Source organism: Bacteroides sp. AF25-38AC, from assembly GCF_003602995.1.
Classification (GTDB): Bacteria; Bacteroidota; Bacteroidia; order Bacteroidales; family Bacteroidaceae; genus Bacteroides; species Bacteroides uniformis.
In genome coordinates this window covers 59,953-75,527 of the sequence record NZ_QTMD01000015.1, presented here as the reverse complement: position 1 = coordinate 75,527, position 15,575 = coordinate 59,953, and the positions used below count along the sequence as shown (strand labels likewise).

At 48.4% G+C, this 15,575-nt stretch carries 17 protein-coding genes; 14 read left to right on the top strand and 3 right to left on the bottom strand.

Going from position 1 to position 15,575, the window contains the following annotated elements:
• Positions 1 to 3: 3 nt before the first annotated feature.
• The 4 genes from DWY55_RS11930 to DWY55_RS11915 all read left to right on the top strand — a co-directional run bounded on the left by DWY55_RS11930 (position 4) and on the right by DWY55_RS11915 (position 2,707).
• Positions 4 to 996 (top strand): DNA-directed RNA polymerase subunit alpha, encoded by a 993-nt coding sequence (locus tag DWY55_RS11930; RefSeq protein ID WP_005825683.1) that lies wholly within the window; start codon positions 4 to 6, stop codon positions 994 to 996.
• Positions 997 to 999: 3 nt separating this feature from the next.
• The gene (rplQ, locus tag DWY55_RS11925; protein ID WP_005825680.1) at positions 1,000 to 1,503 is read left to right on the top strand and encodes a 50S ribosomal protein L17; all 504 of its coding nucleotides are present in this window, start codon (positions 1,000 to 1,002) and stop codon (positions 1,501 to 1,503) included.
• A 141-nt stretch (positions 1,504 to 1,644) separates the two neighbouring features.
• Positions 1,645 to 2,058 carry a hypothetical protein gene (locus DWY55_RS11920; protein ID WP_005825677.1) on the top strand — a complete coding sequence of 138 codons (414 nt, stop codon included), beginning with the start codon at positions 1,645 to 1,647 and terminating at the stop codon, positions 2,056 to 2,058.
• A gap of 109 nt (positions 2,059 to 2,167) precedes the next feature.
• Positions 2,168 to 2,707: a hypothetical protein gene (locus DWY55_RS11915; protein WP_005833536.1), complete on the top strand. Its 540-nt coding sequence runs from the start codon at positions 2,168 to 2,170 to the stop codon at positions 2,705 to 2,707.
• Between the two features lie 40 nt (positions 2,708 to 2,747).
• Here the strand turns inward: DWY55_RS11915 and DWY55_RS11910 are convergent, their stop codons facing one another.
• A complete protein-coding gene (locus DWY55_RS11910) occupies positions 2,748 to 4,646 on the bottom strand; it encodes a MutS family DNA mismatch repair protein (protein ID WP_117588578.1) in 1,899 nt (632 codons plus the stop codon).
• Positions 4,647 to 4,772: 126 nt separating this feature from the next.
• Between DWY55_RS11910 and DWY55_RS11905 the strand changes: the two genes are divergently transcribed.
• Complete coding sequence (locus DWY55_RS11905; protein WP_034532588.1) at positions 4,773 to 5,417, top strand: DUF6563 family protein; 645 nt, start codon at positions 4,773 to 4,775, stop codon at positions 5,415 to 5,417.
• Between the two features lie 11 nt (positions 5,418 to 5,428).
• Positions 5,429 to 5,881, top strand: a complete 453-nt coding sequence (locus DWY55_RS11900; protein WP_022400671.1) for a DUF6078 family protein — start codon at positions 5,429 to 5,431, stop codon at positions 5,879 to 5,881.
• A 227-nt stretch (positions 5,882 to 6,108) separates the two neighbouring features.
• Here DWY55_RS11900 and DWY55_RS11895 read toward each other — a convergent pair whose 3' ends face one another.
• Both DWY55_RS11895 and DWY55_RS11890 read right to left on the bottom strand, forming a co-directional pair.
• On the bottom strand, positions 6,109 to 6,729 hold the full coding sequence (locus DWY55_RS11895) for a lysine exporter LysO family protein (protein ID WP_005825665.1): 621 nt from the start codon (positions 6,727 to 6,729) through the stop codon (positions 6,109 to 6,111).
• On the bottom strand, positions 6,726 to 7,004 hold the full coding sequence (locus tag DWY55_RS11890; RefSeq protein WP_005825664.1) for a LysO family transporter: 279 nt from the start codon (positions 7,002 to 7,004) through the stop codon (positions 6,726 to 6,728). Before DWY55_RS11890 ends, DWY55_RS11895 begins: the two co-directional genes overlap by 4 nt.
• Before the next feature lie 432 nt (positions 7,005 to 7,436).
• Between DWY55_RS11890 and DWY55_RS11880 the strand changes: the two genes are divergently transcribed.
• The 8 genes from DWY55_RS11880 to DWY55_RS11850 all read left to right on the top strand — a co-directional run bounded on the left by DWY55_RS11880 (position 7,437) and on the right by DWY55_RS11850 (position 15,559).
• Positions 7,437 to 7,913: a lipocalin family protein gene (locus DWY55_RS11880; RefSeq protein WP_008661846.1), complete on the top strand. Its 477-nt coding sequence runs from the start codon at positions 7,437 to 7,439 to the stop codon at positions 7,911 to 7,913.
• A 42-nt stretch (positions 7,914 to 7,955) separates the two neighbouring features.
• Positions 7,956 to 8,096: a hypothetical protein gene (locus DWY55_RS22620; protein ID WP_229094625.1), complete on the top strand. Its 141-nt coding sequence runs from the start codon at positions 7,956 to 7,958 to the stop codon at positions 8,094 to 8,096.
• 137 nt (positions 8,097 to 8,233) lie between these two features.
• Complete coding sequence (locus DWY55_RS11875; RefSeq protein WP_035450372.1) at positions 8,234 to 10,216, top strand: urocanate hydratase; 1,983 nt, start codon at positions 8,234 to 8,236, stop codon at positions 10,214 to 10,216.
• Between the two features lie 146 nt (positions 10,217 to 10,362).
• Complete coding sequence (gene ftcD / locus DWY55_RS11870; protein WP_035450371.1) at positions 10,363 to 11,253, top strand: glutamate formimidoyltransferase; 891 nt, start codon at positions 10,363 to 10,365, stop codon at positions 11,251 to 11,253.
• Between the two features lie 63 nt (positions 11,254 to 11,316).
• Positions 11,317 to 12,570, top strand: a complete 1,254-nt coding sequence (gene hutI / locus DWY55_RS11865; RefSeq protein WP_057256341.1) for an imidazolonepropionase — start codon at positions 11,317 to 11,319, stop codon at positions 12,568 to 12,570.
• A gap of 48 nt (positions 12,571 to 12,618) precedes the next feature.
• Positions 12,619 to 13,248: a cyclodeaminase/cyclohydrolase family protein gene (locus tag DWY55_RS11860; RefSeq protein ID WP_035450369.1), complete on the top strand. Its 630-nt coding sequence runs from the start codon at positions 12,619 to 12,621 to the stop codon at positions 13,246 to 13,248.
• A complete protein-coding gene (gene hutH / locus DWY55_RS11855; protein WP_005825651.1) occupies positions 13,245 to 14,741 on the top strand; it encodes a histidine ammonia-lyase in 1,497 nt (498 codons plus the stop codon). The genes DWY55_RS11860 and hutH overlap by 4 nt, the downstream gene beginning before the upstream one ends.
• Positions 14,742 to 14,896: 155 nt before the next feature.
• Entirely contained in the window at positions 14,897 to 15,559 is a 663-nt protein-coding gene (locus tag DWY55_RS11850) for a TetR/AcrR family transcriptional regulator (RefSeq protein WP_008661836.1), read from the top strand.
• Positions 15,560 to 15,575: the final 16 nt, after the last annotated feature.

Here is a 15,575-nt window from a genome sequence, read left to right as displayed (position 1 = left end):
TTCATGGCGATATTAGCATTTCAAAAACCTGATAAAGTATTAATGTTGGAAGCGGACTCTAGATTCGGAAAATTCGAATTTCGTCCGTTGGAGCCCGGTTTCGGTATTACCGTGGGTAATGCACTGCGCCGCATCCTGCTTTCTTCATTGGAAGGTTTTGCTATCACTACTATCAAGATAGACGGTGTTGAGCATGAATTTTCCAGTGTTCCGGGGGCAAAAGAGGATGTTACTAACATTATCTTGAATCTGAAACAAGTGAGATTCAAGCAAGTAGTTGAAGAATTCGAGAGTGAGAAAGTAAGTATTACAGTCGAGAATTCAAGTGAATTTAAAGCAGGTGACATAGGTAAGTATTTGACTGGATTTGAAGTGTTAAATCCTGAATTAGTTATTTGTCATTTAGATTCAAAGTCGACTATGCAGATAGATATTACGATCAACAAAGGTCGTGGTTATGTTCCTGCTGACGAAAACCGCGAATATTGCACCGATGTGAACGTAATTCCTATCGATTCTATTTATACTCCGATACGTAATGTGAAGTATCAGGTAGAGAACTTCCGTGTAGAGCAGAAGACCGACTACGAGAAACTGGTACTTGAGATTACTACCGACGGTTCCATTCATCCGAAAGAAGCCCTGAAAGAAGCTGCAAAGATTCTGATTTATCACTTCATGCTTTTCTCTGACGAGAAGATCACGCTGGAAACAAATGATGTTGACGGCAATGAAGAGTTTGATGAAGAAGTATTGCACATGCGTCAGTTGCTGAAGACCAAGCTCGTTGATATGGATCTCTCTGTACGTGCCCTCAACTGTCTGAAGGCTGCAGATGTAGAGACTCTTGGTGACTTGGTACAATTCAACAAGACGGATTTGCTGAAATTCAGAAACTTCGGAAAGAAATCGCTTACCGAGCTTGATGATTTGCTGGAAAGTCTGAATCTGTCGTTTGGAACTGATATTTCTAAATATAAATTAGATAAAGAATAAAAAATGAGACATAATAAGAAATTCAACCATTTGGGTCGTACTGCCTCTCATAGAAACGCTATGTTGGCTAATATGGCGTGTTCTTTGATTAAGCACAAAAGAATCACTACGACCGTTGCAAAGGCTAAAGCTTTGAAGAAGTTTGTTGAGCCTTTGATTACAAAGGCTAAAGACGATACGACTAATTCCCGTCGTGTTGTATTTAGCAATTTGCAAGACAAGTATGCTGTAACTGAATTGTTTAAAGAAATCTCTGTGAAGATTGCTGATCGTCCGGGTGGTTACACTCGTATTATCAAGACTGGTAACCGTTTGGGTGACAATGCTGAAATGTGCTTCATTGAACTCGTTGACTACAACGAAAACATGGCTAAGGAAAAGGTTGCCAAGAAGGCTACTCGTACCCGCCGTTCAAAGAAAGCTGCTGCTACTGAAGCTACTCCTGCTGCAGAAACTGCTGCACCAGTTGCAGAAGCTCCTGCTGCTGAGGAAGCTAAAGCTGAATAATTCAACTATTCTTTTTATATATAGAAGCCGTTCCAATTTGTTTGGAGCGGCTTTTTATTTCCTATAAATCATCCAAGAAACATTAAAAGATGTGTGCATTAAACAAATTCCTGAAAGAAACTGTTATATTTGCACATAGATATGGCTAAATTCTTAAGATTCATAGGATTCATGGTGCTTGCATTGGCTTTATGGCAGACTGTAAGCGATACATTTGCCAATAAAGCGGCGAGTGGTGGGAATGTTGTGAGTGAGAATACTATTGCCGTACATGAGCAGACTGATGCCTATATTGCGATGCCTCAATTGCCTTATCTGCCGGATGCAGAGCTGGCGGGCATGGGTGGACAATTACATTCGCTGACGTACTCCCGTATACAGCGCATTTCTACCACGGAATATATATTTTCTTTAAAGGACTGGATTGACAAACTGGCCCAGCGAGCGGCTGTTTTGTCTCTGCATCGTGAGAAACTCTATGATGCCACTGCCTATTATCGTTGCCAGCCGGTGTGCGAATATTACATTTTCACACTAAGGCGTATTCTCATTTAGTGTTTTATTGAATCTTCCTTTTTCCCTTGTGTATGGTCAGACTATGTGTTTTTGCAGGGGAATACTGTATTTTCTATTTCTAATAAATTCATTAAAACATATTATAATTATGGCAACTCAAACTATTGACGCAACTCTTTTTGCGTCTTCACATCCCGATATTGTAAAGCGTACCAGTGTTTCAGGACTTATCTTTTCAGTAGCTATGCTGCTGGTCGGTGTTTTTATTTTTGCATCCATTTTTGAGATGAGTGATAAATCTTCCACTCTCAGCATGGCTTTGATGGTGCTGGGTACGGCATTCGTCTTGCTTGGCGTGTTCCGTCTGTTTTGGAAATCGAAGGAAGTGGTCTATTTGCCGACGGGCAGTGTGACCAAGGAACGCAGTGTTTTCTTCGATTTGAAATATTTGGGCAAACTTACAGATATGATTGAGAATGAACAGCTGAATGGCGAGACTGAAATAAAAAGTAGCGGCAGTGGAAATGTGCGCATGGATGTCATGATTTCGCAGGACAATAAATTTGCGGCTGTACAGTTGTATCAGTTTGTGCCTTACACGTATACTCCGGTAACTTCCGTACGCTACTATACGGGTAGCGATGCGGTTGCAGTGTCTACTTTCCTGGAGAAATGTAAAACAGCATAATCAGTCAAAGAGTTAGACTTGACTTTAACTGTGGTGGGGATTAGTCGGCAACGGCAATCCCCATTTTTTTCATCAGGAAGCAGGCGTTCATATTCTGGGCGATACCTGGGCGTAAGCGGTAGGAGAAGGTCAGTTCATTGTCTGTAATGTCTGCTTCGAAGCGATAGTTGCGGATGTCATCGGGGAAGAGGTCGATGAGTGTTCCCAGCAGCAGGTCGTGGGTGGCAATGATGCCATTGGCCTGCAAAGTCATGAATTGCTTGATAAGGGAAAAGGAGCCTTTCTGCTTGTCCATGGAGTTGGTACCTTTCAGAATTTCGTCGAGGATGATGAAAAGCTCCTCACCAGCCTGCAGCTTGTCTATGATGAGTTTCAGACGTTTGAGTTCGGCAAAGAAGTAGGACTCGTTGTCGTTCAGTGAATCCGAGGTACGCAGGCTAGTGATGAGCCGGGCCGGGCATATTTCCATTTGGCGGGCACAGACGGGGGCGCCGATGCAGGCAAGGAGGTAATTGATGCCCACCGTACGCAGATAGGTGCTTTTCCCTGCCATGTTGGCGCCGGTGACGATGATGAAAAACGGTCGTTTCACCATGTCGATGTCATTGCGGACACAGCGGTCACGGTTCATCAGCGGATGGCCCAGGGCTTCGGCACGGAGACGGAAGGAGGAAGGGGCATTGATGGGTGCTTCCGTTTCAGAATTGCTTTCTTCTTCTTTATTTAGGTTTCCTTTCCCCTTTCTTTCCGCTTGAACTATCTTTGGGTAAATATAGTCCGGATGATTATAGGCAAATGTTGCCAGTGAGTTGAGCGCATCCATTTGTCCGATGGCATCGAGCCACCCGGGCAGTTCAGCGGCATATTGCTCTTTCCAGGCTTCAATGCGCATGATTTGACGCAGTTCCCAGAAGAAGAGGCCGTTCAGAATGACGTACATAAAGACATTGTTGCGTTGGTCGAGTTCATCCATGAGCTTGTTCAGCCTGCTGATGGAGTGGGAGGCTTTCCGTTTTTCTCCGTCAATCTGTTGTTTTATCTCTTTGAGCAGGGTGGCTTGTGCAGGCTGCTTTTCCATGAGGTGGAGCAGGGCGGCGTAGGTGGAGAGGATTTGCAGTTTTTTGCCATAGATAGCCTGCATCTTGGTGACTTTGCCAGTGAAGCCGAAGCCGGCGATGACGAAGCAGGTCCAGATGATGCCGTAGATACTTGCGGACAGAATTCCTGCCATGACGAGTGCGAGGCAGATGAGGTTGGCTCCCGTCACCAGTACCGGCAGGAGGCGCAGTAATTTCCGGCTCCGGAAGATGCTCGGACTTTCCGCCCATTGGCACAGTTCTGTTTCATCGGCGGCTTTTCCTTTGTACAGCAGGCCGAGGATACGGAAGCGCTGACGGAATTTCAGTTCCGGAGCCAGTTCACTGACGGCTTCTTGTCGGCGGATGATTTCTTCCTTTCTCTCGAGATGTTTCCCCAGCCAGTGGGCGAGGCGGTGTTTCCCGGGCTGTGTGCAGGTACGGTTGATGTACTGGAAAAGGGAATGCGGACCGAAAACATCCAAATCATAGGTGTAGAGATGGGTGGGGTCTATGTATGCTTCGCCGTCATCGAAAGAAGACGTATCGTAATCCAGAGCGGCGAGTTCCTGCTCGTTGATTTCCATCTTCTTTTCCAGATAGTCCTTGCGATGGAACAGCCGGTTGTGGTATTTCATTAAAAATAGGAACGGCAGTAGGGTGATGAGGGCAATGCAGGCCAGTATACCCCAGCTCTCGCTCCAGAAATAGATAATTCCTACTACTCCTGCCACAAATAGCAGCAGGCGCAGGCTGCCGATGCGGTAAATCTTCTGTTGTACTTTATTCAGTTCTTGTCTTGCCTCTTCTGCCGTGTTGCGGTAGACGGCGCTGATTTTATCTATCGTATTTATTTGCTCCATACATGTTAAGTTTAAGGCAAAGATATACATTTCCAATTGTTTTTTCCGCGATTTTTTGTCTACTTCCGATAAAAAATGTACCTTTCGCTCACTAAAACAAAGTTTCAGAAAAGAGGAGGTTGGGATATGAAGAAGAGTTGGTTGTTAGGCGTTCTGATGTTGCTGGCGGTTTTGCCGGTGGGGGCGCAACAGGTAATGTATTCCAATCTGAAAGAGTTGGTGGAGAACCGTGGCGATACGGTTACCACACTGAAGATTGAGAAGCGTACAAAGAACCAGATTTACCTCATGGGCGGTGCCGATTATCGTATTACGGTAGACGACAATCCCGGTCTTTGCCGTTATTTGAAGTCCCGTTGTTATGCTGTACGGGTAGATACCTCGCTTTATGTCAATTGCCGTAAGATGCGCTATAAGCGTTATCGCTTCGGGCAGTGGTATGCACCTGCCATGTGGCTCGGTGGAAAGGTTTACTTCTGTGCACAGCCCGTGGGACAAGCAGCCACCAGTACCATGACTCCCGATGATGCCACACGATTGGGCGGTGAAGTGGGAGATGCCATCAATGCTTCGGGACTGGTGCATGCCCGCGTCTATTACGAACTGAATCCCGAAACCGGAAAGTCCGAGTTCGTGGGGCGTGAGCGAATGATGCAATTGCTTGCCGGATACCCGACACTGCACGCCGAATTCGAGAAAGAAACAAGCGAGTCGGCAGAGGTCATCGGCAAGTATCTGCGTGCACTCCGTCCATTAATCACTAACCATTAATCATTAATAAGATGATATTATTGCAAGACGTGCCCGATGGGTACGAATACTGCTTTGCGGGTAACGGGAAGTGCCCCAAAGCCTCTTCCTGTTTGCGGGCGATAGCGGCACAACTGTTGTCCGAGAGTGAAGCCCCCCAGCCACAGTCCGTTCGTGCGGTGAATCCTTTTTATGTCGGCAGCTTGTCCGGGTCCTCCACTTGTGCCCGTTACCGCTCCAGCGAGCAGCTGCACTATGCCCGCGGTATGACGCACCTTTTCGACGAAGTACCCACCAAGCTGCTTTTCACCGTGCGCCATCGCGTGATGGGATGCTTCTCTTGTGAACGCTATTACTATCATTGCCGCAAGGGCGAGCGCCCTATCTCTCCCGAAGAACAGCAACGGATAGCCCGGGTATTCAAGGCAGTAGGCATAAGCACCAAGCCTAAGTTCGACCGCTACGAGTATGCGGTAGCTTGGTGACCGGCTGCAAAGTCACTGCACACCTTTTGCAGCGTCACTGCAAACCCGTTGCAGTCGCGCTGCAAAGCAGTTGCAGTATCACTGCAAATAGGTATGCAGTGACGCTGCAAACGGTATGCAGTGGCACTGCAAAAAGCATGCACTCACTTTGCAGTGAGAAGTCGTTGTTGTTCACGTTGTTACAGTATGAATACAATGAGGCCTTATCCCCTTTTTCGGCCCGCTGTTTACAGATTGCAGAAGAAGGATACGAATACCGGTACACTCATATCAATTAATATTCCGTGGAATATAGCGATAGGAATCACGTCCTTTCCGGAATATTGGGTGATGGAGGGTAGAAGTACATCCATCGAATTGACCCCTGCCGCCGATATAGGTGCCAATTTGCCGAAATATTTCCGGATGAGCGGTGCACCCAGCAAAGCCATCATTTCACGGAAGATATTGGCAAGCAGGGCGATGGTGCCCAGCTCCGTGGCGAGTTGCAGGCCTATGGAAGGTTCCTTGAATTGCGTAATCAGAATGGAGGAAAGCGAATAATAAGCAAATCCGCTACCCACCGCCATGCAGTCGAACACACTCCATTGGCTCAACAGCAGACTGGCGAAGGCAGAGAACAACAGCGTTCCCACAATGGTGGCCATCGGCACCAAAAGCATTTTGGGCCGCAGGCTCTTGACCAGCTCCTTCAGTTTCTTGTTGCTCCCGATGCCGATGCCCACCTGGAACATCAATGCATAGAGCACATACATGGATAAGTCGTGCAGGTCGAACTGAAAATCATTGGCTACTCCCATCAGGCAGCCGGCACAGAAAAATGCAACAACCGTCAAACTTCCCTTCATCTCTTCTCTCCTTTCTTGAAAAATAGGTGAAACACCATCAGTGAGGCCAACATGCTGCCTGTAATGCTCAGTGAGGCCAGTACGGCAGCCTGCCACCCGAATCTTCCCAGATTGTCAACAATCAGACGGTTGGAGCCGATGGATACACCGAGTACAAAGAGCAGCAGTAAGATGGTGAGCGAGGCGCTTTTCTCCACTTTTTGCAACATTTGTACGTTACGCATCAGGTATCCGATACCGATTCCTATAAACATGATAGATATAATTGTAAACATAAGTTTTCTTCTTCTTTTTGGTGAATACATAGGTTAGTCCGGTTTTTCCGAATGGAAACCCCATACACGGCATTTCTCCCTCCTTTTCTCTGTAAGGGAAGTGCAAAATAGTAAAATGTAAATTGCAGGGTAGTTAAATGAATCCGCTGAACCAATGTACGTGCACTATGAAATGGCCGCATAAGGTCTTGTTGCCCCATGCAGCATTGCGCGTATTGTATGTTGTAGTTAAAGACTGGTTCATATCGTTTTTTGAATTTCGGTACAAAGGTAATGCTAGCTTGAATAATTTCCAAATAAATATTCACAATTTGTTTTGTGAAAAGACTCTTCAATATATGGAAGCTCCCGTAAAAACATTATTTTGCAGGAACATAGAGGAAATACAAGAGTTCCTTTGTTTAGAAATATAGTTTTAGAAAGAAAAGAGACATGAAAAGATTGAGAGATTTAACTGCTGTTCTTGGCATGGTTGCTTTAACTGCTTGCAACAACGCCTCCATTGAAGGCTCCTGGGTGGAGCCGGTTCCGGGAATGCCCGGCATGCAGCAAGGTTTCGTTCTTGATGGGGACGGAAGCGCTTCTTCCATTAACATGGCCACCTTGAAATATGAGGCATGGAAAAAAGTAGGAAACCGGTTGTTGCTTTCAGGTACCAGCATCGGCAATCACCAGAATATTTCCTTCACGGATACGCTGACAATAGAAAAACTGACGCAGGACAGCCTGATTCTCAAAAGAGGAGAGTTGCTCTTGAAATATGCCAGGAACAATGAAGCACTGAATCAAGAAACAATACCTGCCGCGGTGCTTACCCCTGCCAAGAAACTTTTGTCGGTAAAAGGCGAGCTGGTCATCGGCCATGAGGTGCGTTCCTTCAAAGCCGAAGGAGATTCTGCCGATTATTAGATTGTGGATGAGACCGGAGAACTCATGCAGAAATATGATGATATGACGAAAGGAATTAAAAACGGAAAACCGGTATACGTAGAGTTGGAAGTAGTCGATATGGGCAAAGCCGATGACGGATTTGCCGCCGATTATGAAGGTGTCTATCAGATAATGAAAATCAATAAAATGGCTTTAAAATAGAATTCCTCTTTGTCGGTTTCTGACTAAAAGATAAATAATCCCGGCATTCCATTGTGAATGTCGGGATTTATTTCTATATTGCGGCAAATATAACCTTTGTGGGCTGACACTTTGTAAATCCTTAATCTTTATATGTCATGGAGATAACCTTAAGTAAAACATTGCCTGCCTATCCTTCCTTTGTCGAGGGTATCCGGCGGGCACCCGACCGTGGCTACACCCTTACCCCTGCGCAGACGGCTACGGCATTGAAGAACGCTTTGCGTTACATCCCCAAAGAGCTGCACGAAACCCTTGCTCCGGAGTTCATGGAAGAGCTGCGTACACGCGGACGTATCTACGGCTACCGCTACCGCCCGCAGGGCGACCTCAAAGCGAAACCCATCGACGAATACAAGGGGAACTGTATTGAAGGCAAGGCATTCCAGGTGATGATTGACAATAATCTTTGTTTCGACATCGCCCTTTATCCGTATGAATTAGTTACCTATGGTGAGACGGGACAGGTCTGTCAGAACTGGATGCAATACCGGCTCATCAAGCAGTACCTCGAAGTGTTGACACGCGAACAGACACTGGTCATCGAAAGCGGGCATCCGTTGGGGCTTTTCAAGTCCAAGCCCGAGGCGCCCCGTGTCATCATTACCAATGCGTTGATGGTGGGGCTCTATGATAATCAGAAGGACTGGCACACCGCTATGCAGATGGGCGTTGCCAACTACGGGCAGATGACTGCCGGCGGCTGGATGTACATCGGTCCGCAGGGCATCGTGCACGGCACGTTCAACACGTTGCTGAATGCAGGCCGTCTGAAACTGGGCATTCCGCAGGACGGCGATTTGCGCGGACGCTTGTTTGTTTCTTCCGGTCTGGGAGGCATGAGCGGTGCGCAGCCCAAAGCTGCCGAGATGGCAGGGGCGGCGGCAATCATTGCCGAGGTGGATGCTTCCCGCATCGAAACCCGCCATACCCAGGGCTGGGTGGGACACGTTACAGATTCTCTGGAAGAAGCCTTCTCGCTGGCTCGACAAGCTATGGACGAGTGTCGCCCGGTTTCTGTGGCCTATCACGGCAATGTCGTCGATTTGCTGGAATATGCGGTGCAGAAGCAGTTGCACATAGATTTACTTTCCGACCAGACTTCCTGCCATGCCACCTATGAGGGCGGTTACTGTCCCGTCGGACTGACGTTTGAGCAGCGTACCCATATGCTGCACGAGAATCCGTCGAAGTTCCGGTGTCTGGTGGATGCTTCCTTGGAGCGTCATTTCAAGGCTATAAAAAGGCTGGTGGAACACGGCACGTACTTCTTCGATTATGGTAACTCCTTCATGAAAGCCGTCTACGATGCCGGCGTGAGCGAAATTGCTCGGGACGGAGATGATAAGAACGGCTTCATCTTTCCCAGCTATGTGGAAGACATAATGGGACCGGAACTGTTTGATTATGGTTATGGTCCGTTCCGCTGGGTGTGCCTCAGTGGAAAACATGAAGACTTGGTGAAGACCGACCGTGCGGCGATGGAATGTATCGACCCCACACGTCGCGGGCAGGATTTGGATAACTACAATTGGATTCGCGATGCGGAGAAGAACAATCTGGTAGTCGGCACGCAGGCGCGTATCCTTTATCAGGATGCCGTGGGACGCATGAATATAGCCTTGCGCTTCAATGAGATGGTACGCAACGGAGAAGTCGGCCCCATCATGTTGGGACGCGACCATCACGATGTCAGCGGTACGGACTCTCCGTTCCGTGAAACGTCCAATATCAAGGACGGCAGCAATGTCATGGCAGATATGGCAGTGCAGTGTTTTGCCGGAAACTGCGCGCGCGGCATGAGCCTGGTTGCCCTGCACAATGGCGGCGGCGTAGGTATCGGAAAAGCCATCAACGGCGGTTTCGGCATGGTGTGTGACGGCAGTGAGCGGGTAGACGAAATCCTGCGTTCCGCTATGTTGTGGGATGTGATGGGTGGTGTGGCACGCCGTTCGTGGGCGCGTAACCCTCATGCCATGGAGACGAGTGAGGAGTTTAACCGCACGCATGCAGACGGCTATCATATCACGATGCCGTATGTGGCTGATGAGAAGTTGGTGCAGAAAGTGGTGAAGGAGTAAGTAAAGTGATGATTTCATTTTTTAGACGCGGATAACGCGGATTTTTTCTTTCAAAAGAATCCCGACGTCTCTGTATTCCGATAAAAAGAATCCGCGTCATCTGCGTCTGAAAAATCAGAGTATATATATTTTTTTTAAAGAGCATTATGAATAAGATTATGGAATGCGTCCCCAATTTCAGCGAAGGGCGCGATTTGCAGAAGATAGATAAGATAGTAGCTCCTTTTCGGGGCAAACAAGGTGTGAAACTGTTGGATTACAGTAACGATGAAGACCACAACCGCCTTGTGGTGACCGTAGTGGGCGAGCCGGAACCGCTTCGTGATGCTGTGCTCGAAGCTATCGGCGTGGCGGTAGAGCTGATAGACCTCAATCACCATCAGGGACAGCATCCTCGTATGGGTGCTGTAGATGTAGTACCTTTTATCCCCATCCGGAATGTGACGATGGAAGAAGCCGTTGCCCTCTCCAAAGAAGTGGGCAAGGAGGTTGCAAAACGTTACAATCTTCCCGTCTTCTTATATGAAAAGTCTGCTTCTGCCCCTCATCGGGAGAATTTGGCTGCTGTCCGTAAAGGGGAGTTCGAAGGTATGGCCGAGAAGATAAAGCAACCGGAATGGCATCCCGACTTCGGACCGGCCGAACGTCATCCCACCGCAGGCACAGTGGCTATCGGTGCCCGCATGCCTTTGGTGGCTTATAACATCAACCTCAATACCCCCAGTCTGGAGATAGCCCATGACATCGCTAAGAAAATCCGTTTCATCGGCGGAGGACTGCGTTATTGCAAGGCAATGGGAGTGGAGTTGAAGGACCGCGGCATCACGCAGGTATCCATCAACATGACGGACTATACCCGCACCGCCCTCTACCGTGCCTTCGAGCTGGTGCGTGTGGAAGCCCGCCGCTACGGCGTCAGCATTGTGGGCAGTGAGATTATCGGTCTGGTGCCGATGGAGGCCTTGATAGATACAGCGTCCTACTATCTGGGATTGGAGAACTTCTCCATGGAGCAAGTCTTAGAAGCACGAATGTAACCGAATTAAATAGTACTAACTTAATTCCCCTCCCTACGGGGGAGGGGTTAGGAGAGAGGCTTTATGACAGAAAACCTTATTATATTCAATACCCGTGTAGTGACCCCCCTCGGCTTTTCTGCCCGTTGCGGCAAGGAGATGGAGCAACTGAGCATCATCGACAATGCTACGGTGGAAGTGACCGATGGCATCATCACCTACGTCGGACCTAACCGTGGAGAGGAGCGTGACGGCTATTATCAGCACTACTGGCATTACAATGCCCGCGGCAAGTGTCTGCTACCCGGCTTTGTGGACTCACACACACATTTTGTGTTTGGTGGCGAGCGTGCCGAGGAGTTCTCCTGGCGTTTGAAGGGAGAGAGTTACATGTCCATCATGGAACGTGGAGGAGGCATCGTGAGTACGGTGAAAGCTACCCGTGCATGTAATTTCATCCAGCTGCGCAGCAAGGCGGAGGGCTTTCTGAAGCAGATGAGTGCTATGGGAGTGACTACCGTAGAGGGAAAGAGCGGCTACGGTCTGGACAAGGAAACCGAGCTCCTGCAGCTTCGGGTGATGCGTAGCCTTAATAATGACGAGCACAAGCGTGTAGACGTTGTCTCCACTTTTCTCGGTGCACATGCTGTGCCTGCAGAATACAACGGACAGACGGACGAGTACGTGGACTACATTATCCGCGAAGTGATGCCCGTAGTGGTTCATAATAATTTGGCAGAGTTCTGCGATGTCTTCTGTGAGCAGGGCGTTTTCTCCATCGAGCAGTCCCGTCGCCTTTTGCTGGCAGCCAAGGAAATGGGACTTGCTTTGAAACTCCATGCCGACGAGATTGTACCATTAGGGGGTGCCGGACTGGCTGCTGAACTTTCTGCCGTCTCTGCCGACCATCTGCTGCATGCTTCGGATGCGGACATCCGCGCCATGGCCGACAAGGGAGTTGTGGCGACCCTTCTTCCGCTGACAGCCTTTGCTTTGAAGGAACCCTATGCTCGTGGGCGCGAAATGATTGATGCTGGTTGTGCCGTGGCCCTTGCCACCGACCTCAATCCGGGCAGTTGTTTCTCCGGTTCCATCCCCCTGACATTTGCCTTGGCGTGCATTTATATGAAAATGAGTATTGAAGAGGCCATCACTGCTCTGACCTTGAACGGTGCGGCCGCTCTGAACCGTGCGGACAGCATTGGTAGTATCGAGGTGGGCAAGAAAGGAGACTTCGTAGTGCTCAATACGGATAATTATCACTTTTTACCTTATTATGTAGGTATGAATTGTGTCAATACCACCATAAAGGGGGGAGTGCTTTATCCTGTACTTTAAGAAGTGCTGATATCCCCTCTTAATCCTTAATCTTTAATATTTAATATCATGTTAGTTGATTTGACAGTAAAGGAATTTTTGAATAAAGTGGCGGGTAGCGATCCCGTCCCCGGTGGCGGTAGTATTGCCGCTTTGAACGGTGCTATTGCTTCTGCTCTTGCCGCTATGGTTGCTAACCTCACCATCGGTAAGAAAGGTTATGAACTTCACGAAGAGCTGATGCGCCATATCTCCGGAGTTGCCTTGCAGCAAAAGGGGGCTTTTGTAGAAGATATAGACCGCGACTCTGAAGCCTACGACAAGGTGTTTGCCTGCTTCAAGATGTCGAAAGCTACGGATGAGGAAAAGGCGGCGCGCAGTACTGCCATCCAGGAGGCTACCAAGTTTGCCGCCCTTGTTCCCATGCAGGTGGCACGCAATGCGTATGAGCTGATGACGGTTATCATGGATGTAGCTCGCCTGGGCAACCGCAATGCCGTTACGGATGCTTGTGTGGCCATGATGTCTGCCCGTTCGGCTGTGCTGGGCGCACTGATGAATGTACGCATCAACCTGGGTTCGCTGAAGGACAAGGAGTTTGTGTCCAAGCTCCAAAGTGAAGCCGACGAATTGGAACACTTGGCTTGTGCGAAAGAAAAGGAATTGTTGGACGAAATCAATCAAGAGCTGAAAGTATGAACAATGTCTATTATGTAGGTTCCGGTGAGTTGACCTTCGATCTCATCGAACGTATCATCAATGAAAATCTGAAACTGGAGCTGGCTCCGGAAGCCAAGCTGCGGATACAGAAGTGCCGCGATTATCTGGACAAGAAGATTGCGGAGTCGGAAGAACCCTTGTATGGCATTACCACCGGTTTCGGCTCGTTGTGCAGTAAGAGCATTTCGTCGGACGAGCTGGGCACCTTGCAGGAAAATCTCATCAAGAGCCATGCTTGCAGTGTGGGCGAGGAGATACGCCCGGTCATCATCAAACTGATGATGTTGCTCAAGGCGCATGCCCTCTCTTTGGGGCATAGCGGTGTGCAGGTCATCACCGTGCAGCGCATCCTCGATTTCTTCAATAACGACGTGATGCCTATCGTTTATGACCGTGGCTCACTGGGCGCCTCCGGCGACCTGGCTCCTCTGGCCAACCTCTTCCTGCCGCTTATCGGTGTGGGCGATGTCTATTATAAAGGAAAGAAGCGCGAGGCTATCAGTGTGCTCGACGAGTTCGGTTGGGAACCGGTGAAGCTGATGAGTAAAGAGGGATTGGCATTACTCAACGGCACCCAGTTTATGAGTGCCAACGGTGTCTTTGCTCTTCTCAAAGCCTTCCGTCTCTCCAAGAAAGCCGACTTGATTGCCGCCCTCTCCCTGGAAGCTTTCGACGGGCGTATAGATCCGTTTATGGACTGTATCCAGCAGATTCGTCCACACAAGGGCCAGATAGAAACGGGTGCCAACTTCCGTAAACTATTGGAAGGCAGCGAGCTGATAGCCCGTCCCAAGCAGCATGTACAAGACCCTTATTCGTTCCGTTGCATCCCTCAGGTGCATGGGGCCACGAAAGACGCCATCCGTTACGTGGCTTCCGTCCTGCTGACGGAAATCAATTCTGTGACGGACAATCCCACCATCTTCCCCGATGAGGACCGTATCATCTCGGGCGGTAACTTCCACGGCCAGCCGCTTGCCATTTCCTACGACTTTCTCGGCATTGCCCTGGCAGAGCTGGGCAATATATCCGAGCGGCGTATCGCCCAGCTTATCATGGGGCTGCGTGGACTTCCGGAATTCCTTGTGGCCAATCCCGGTCTGAACTCTGGTTTCATGATTCCGCAATATGCTGCCGCGTCTATGGTAAGCCAGAATAAGATGTACTGCTATGCCGCCAGCAGCGACTCCATCGTTTCCTCCAACGGGCAGGAAGACCATGTCAGCATGGGTGCCAATGCAGCTACTAAGCTTTATCGCATTATGGACAATCTGGAGCATATCCTTGCCATCGAACTGATGAATGCCGCTCAGGGCATCGACTTCCGCCGTCCGGCAAAGACTTCTCCCGTTCTGGAGCGTTTCCTGCACGAATATCGCAAGGAAGTCCCCTTTGTGAAGGAAGACATCGTGATGTATAAGGAAATCCATAAGACAGTCGCTTTCCTCAACCGGACAAAGTTTGATTATTAGGAACTTCCCAATAAATCTGCCAGAAACATAATAATTATTAATCTGTTAACAATAAGAAAGGAAACTTAATTGGCGAATTGAGTTTTCTTTCTATATTTGTCCCGTTTTATTCCGATAATGAATAAAAATAGTTTTAGTTTAGAAAGGGAAGAAAAATGGGCGAACACACGAAGCATTCAACATCACGGGTGGAACTGAGGGAACGTATCATTCTGGCCGCCGTAGAATTATTTACAACAAATGGAATAAAAAGTATCACGATGGATGAGATTGCCGCATCTTTGGGTATCTCTAAGCGCACTCTCTACGAAGTTTTTCCGGACAAGGAAACCTTGTTGGAAGAATGTATCCTGAAGTCCCAGAAGGATGGTGATATTTTTGTGAAAGGAGTAATAGAGACTTCCGGTAACGTATTGGAAGTTTTGTTGAGATGTTATCAGTGGAGCATAGAGCGTTTTCATGCCACGAACAAGAAGTTTTTTGAGGATATCAAGAAATATCCCAAGGCTTATCAGCTGATGAAGAACAACCGGAACCGGAGCTCGGAAGATACAGTGAACTTCTTCAAAGAGGGCGTGAAGCAAGGCATTTTTCGTGATGATGTGAATTTCGCCATTATCAATCTGCTCGTGCGCGACCAGCTCGATTTGCTGATGAATTCGGACATCTGCAATGAGTATTCTTTCCTTGAAGTGTACGAATCTATCATGTTCACTTTCTTGCGCGGTATCTCTACGGAGAAGGGTGCCCGTGTTCTGGAGGACTTTATCTGCGAATATCGCAAGAATCAGGTAAAGCCGGATGAAACGAAGGAGTAGTTTTAATAAATAATCT

Bases quoted from the DNA above. Each gene is read 5' to 3' on its own strand.
- DWY55_RS11930 (WP_005825683.1), top strand. From the start codon at position 4: ATGGCGATATTAGCATTTCAAAAACCTGATAAAGTATTAATGTTGGAA.
- rplQ (WP_005825680.1), top strand. From the start codon at position 1,000: ATGAGACATAATAAGAAATTCAACCATTTGGGTCGTACTGCCTCTCAT.
- DWY55_RS11920 (WP_005825677.1), top strand. From the start codon at position 1,645: ATGGCTAAATTCTTAAGATTCATAGGATTCATGGTGCTTGCATTGGCT.
- DWY55_RS11915 (WP_005833536.1), top strand. From the start codon at position 2,168: ATGGCAACTCAAACTATTGACGCAACTCTTTTTGCGTCTTCACATCCC.
- DWY55_RS11910 (WP_117588578.1), bottom strand. From the start codon at position 4,646: ATGGAGCAAATAAATACGATAGATAAAATCAGCGCCGTCTACCGCAAC.
- DWY55_RS11905 (WP_034532588.1), top strand. From the start codon at position 4,773: ATGAAGAAGAGTTGGTTGTTAGGCGTTCTGATGTTGCTGGCGGTTTTG.
- DWY55_RS11900 (WP_022400671.1), top strand. From the start codon at position 5,429: ATGATATTATTGCAAGACGTGCCCGATGGGTACGAATACTGCTTTGCG.
- DWY55_RS11895 (WP_005825665.1), bottom strand. From the start codon at position 6,729: ATGAAGGGAAGTTTGACGGTTGTTGCATTTTTCTGTGCCGGCTGCCTG.
- DWY55_RS11890 (WP_005825664.1), bottom strand. From the start codon at position 7,004: ATGTTTACAATTATATCTATCATGTTTATAGGAATCGGTATCGGATAC.
- DWY55_RS11880 (WP_008661846.1), top strand. From the start codon at position 7,437: ATGAAAAGATTGAGAGATTTAACTGCTGTTCTTGGCATGGTTGCTTTA.
- DWY55_RS22620 (WP_229094625.1), top strand. From the start codon at position 7,956: ATGACGAAAGGAATTAAAAACGGAAAACCGGTATACGTAGAGTTGGAA.
- DWY55_RS11875 (WP_035450372.1), top strand. From the start codon at position 8,234: ATGGAGATAACCTTAAGTAAAACATTGCCTGCCTATCCTTCCTTTGTC.
- ftcD (WP_035450371.1), top strand. From the start codon at position 10,363: ATGAATAAGATTATGGAATGCGTCCCCAATTTCAGCGAAGGGCGCGAT.
- hutI (WP_057256341.1), top strand. From the start codon at position 11,317: ATGACAGAAAACCTTATTATATTCAATACCCGTGTAGTGACCCCCCTC.
- DWY55_RS11860 (WP_035450369.1), top strand. From the start codon at position 12,619: ATGTTAGTTGATTTGACAGTAAAGGAATTTTTGAATAAAGTGGCGGGT.
- hutH (WP_005825651.1), top strand. From the start codon at position 13,245: ATGAACAATGTCTATTATGTAGGTTCCGGTGAGTTGACCTTCGATCTC.
- DWY55_RS11850 (WP_008661836.1), top strand. From the start codon at position 14,897: ATGGGCGAACACACGAAGCATTCAACATCACGGGTGGAACTGAGGGAA.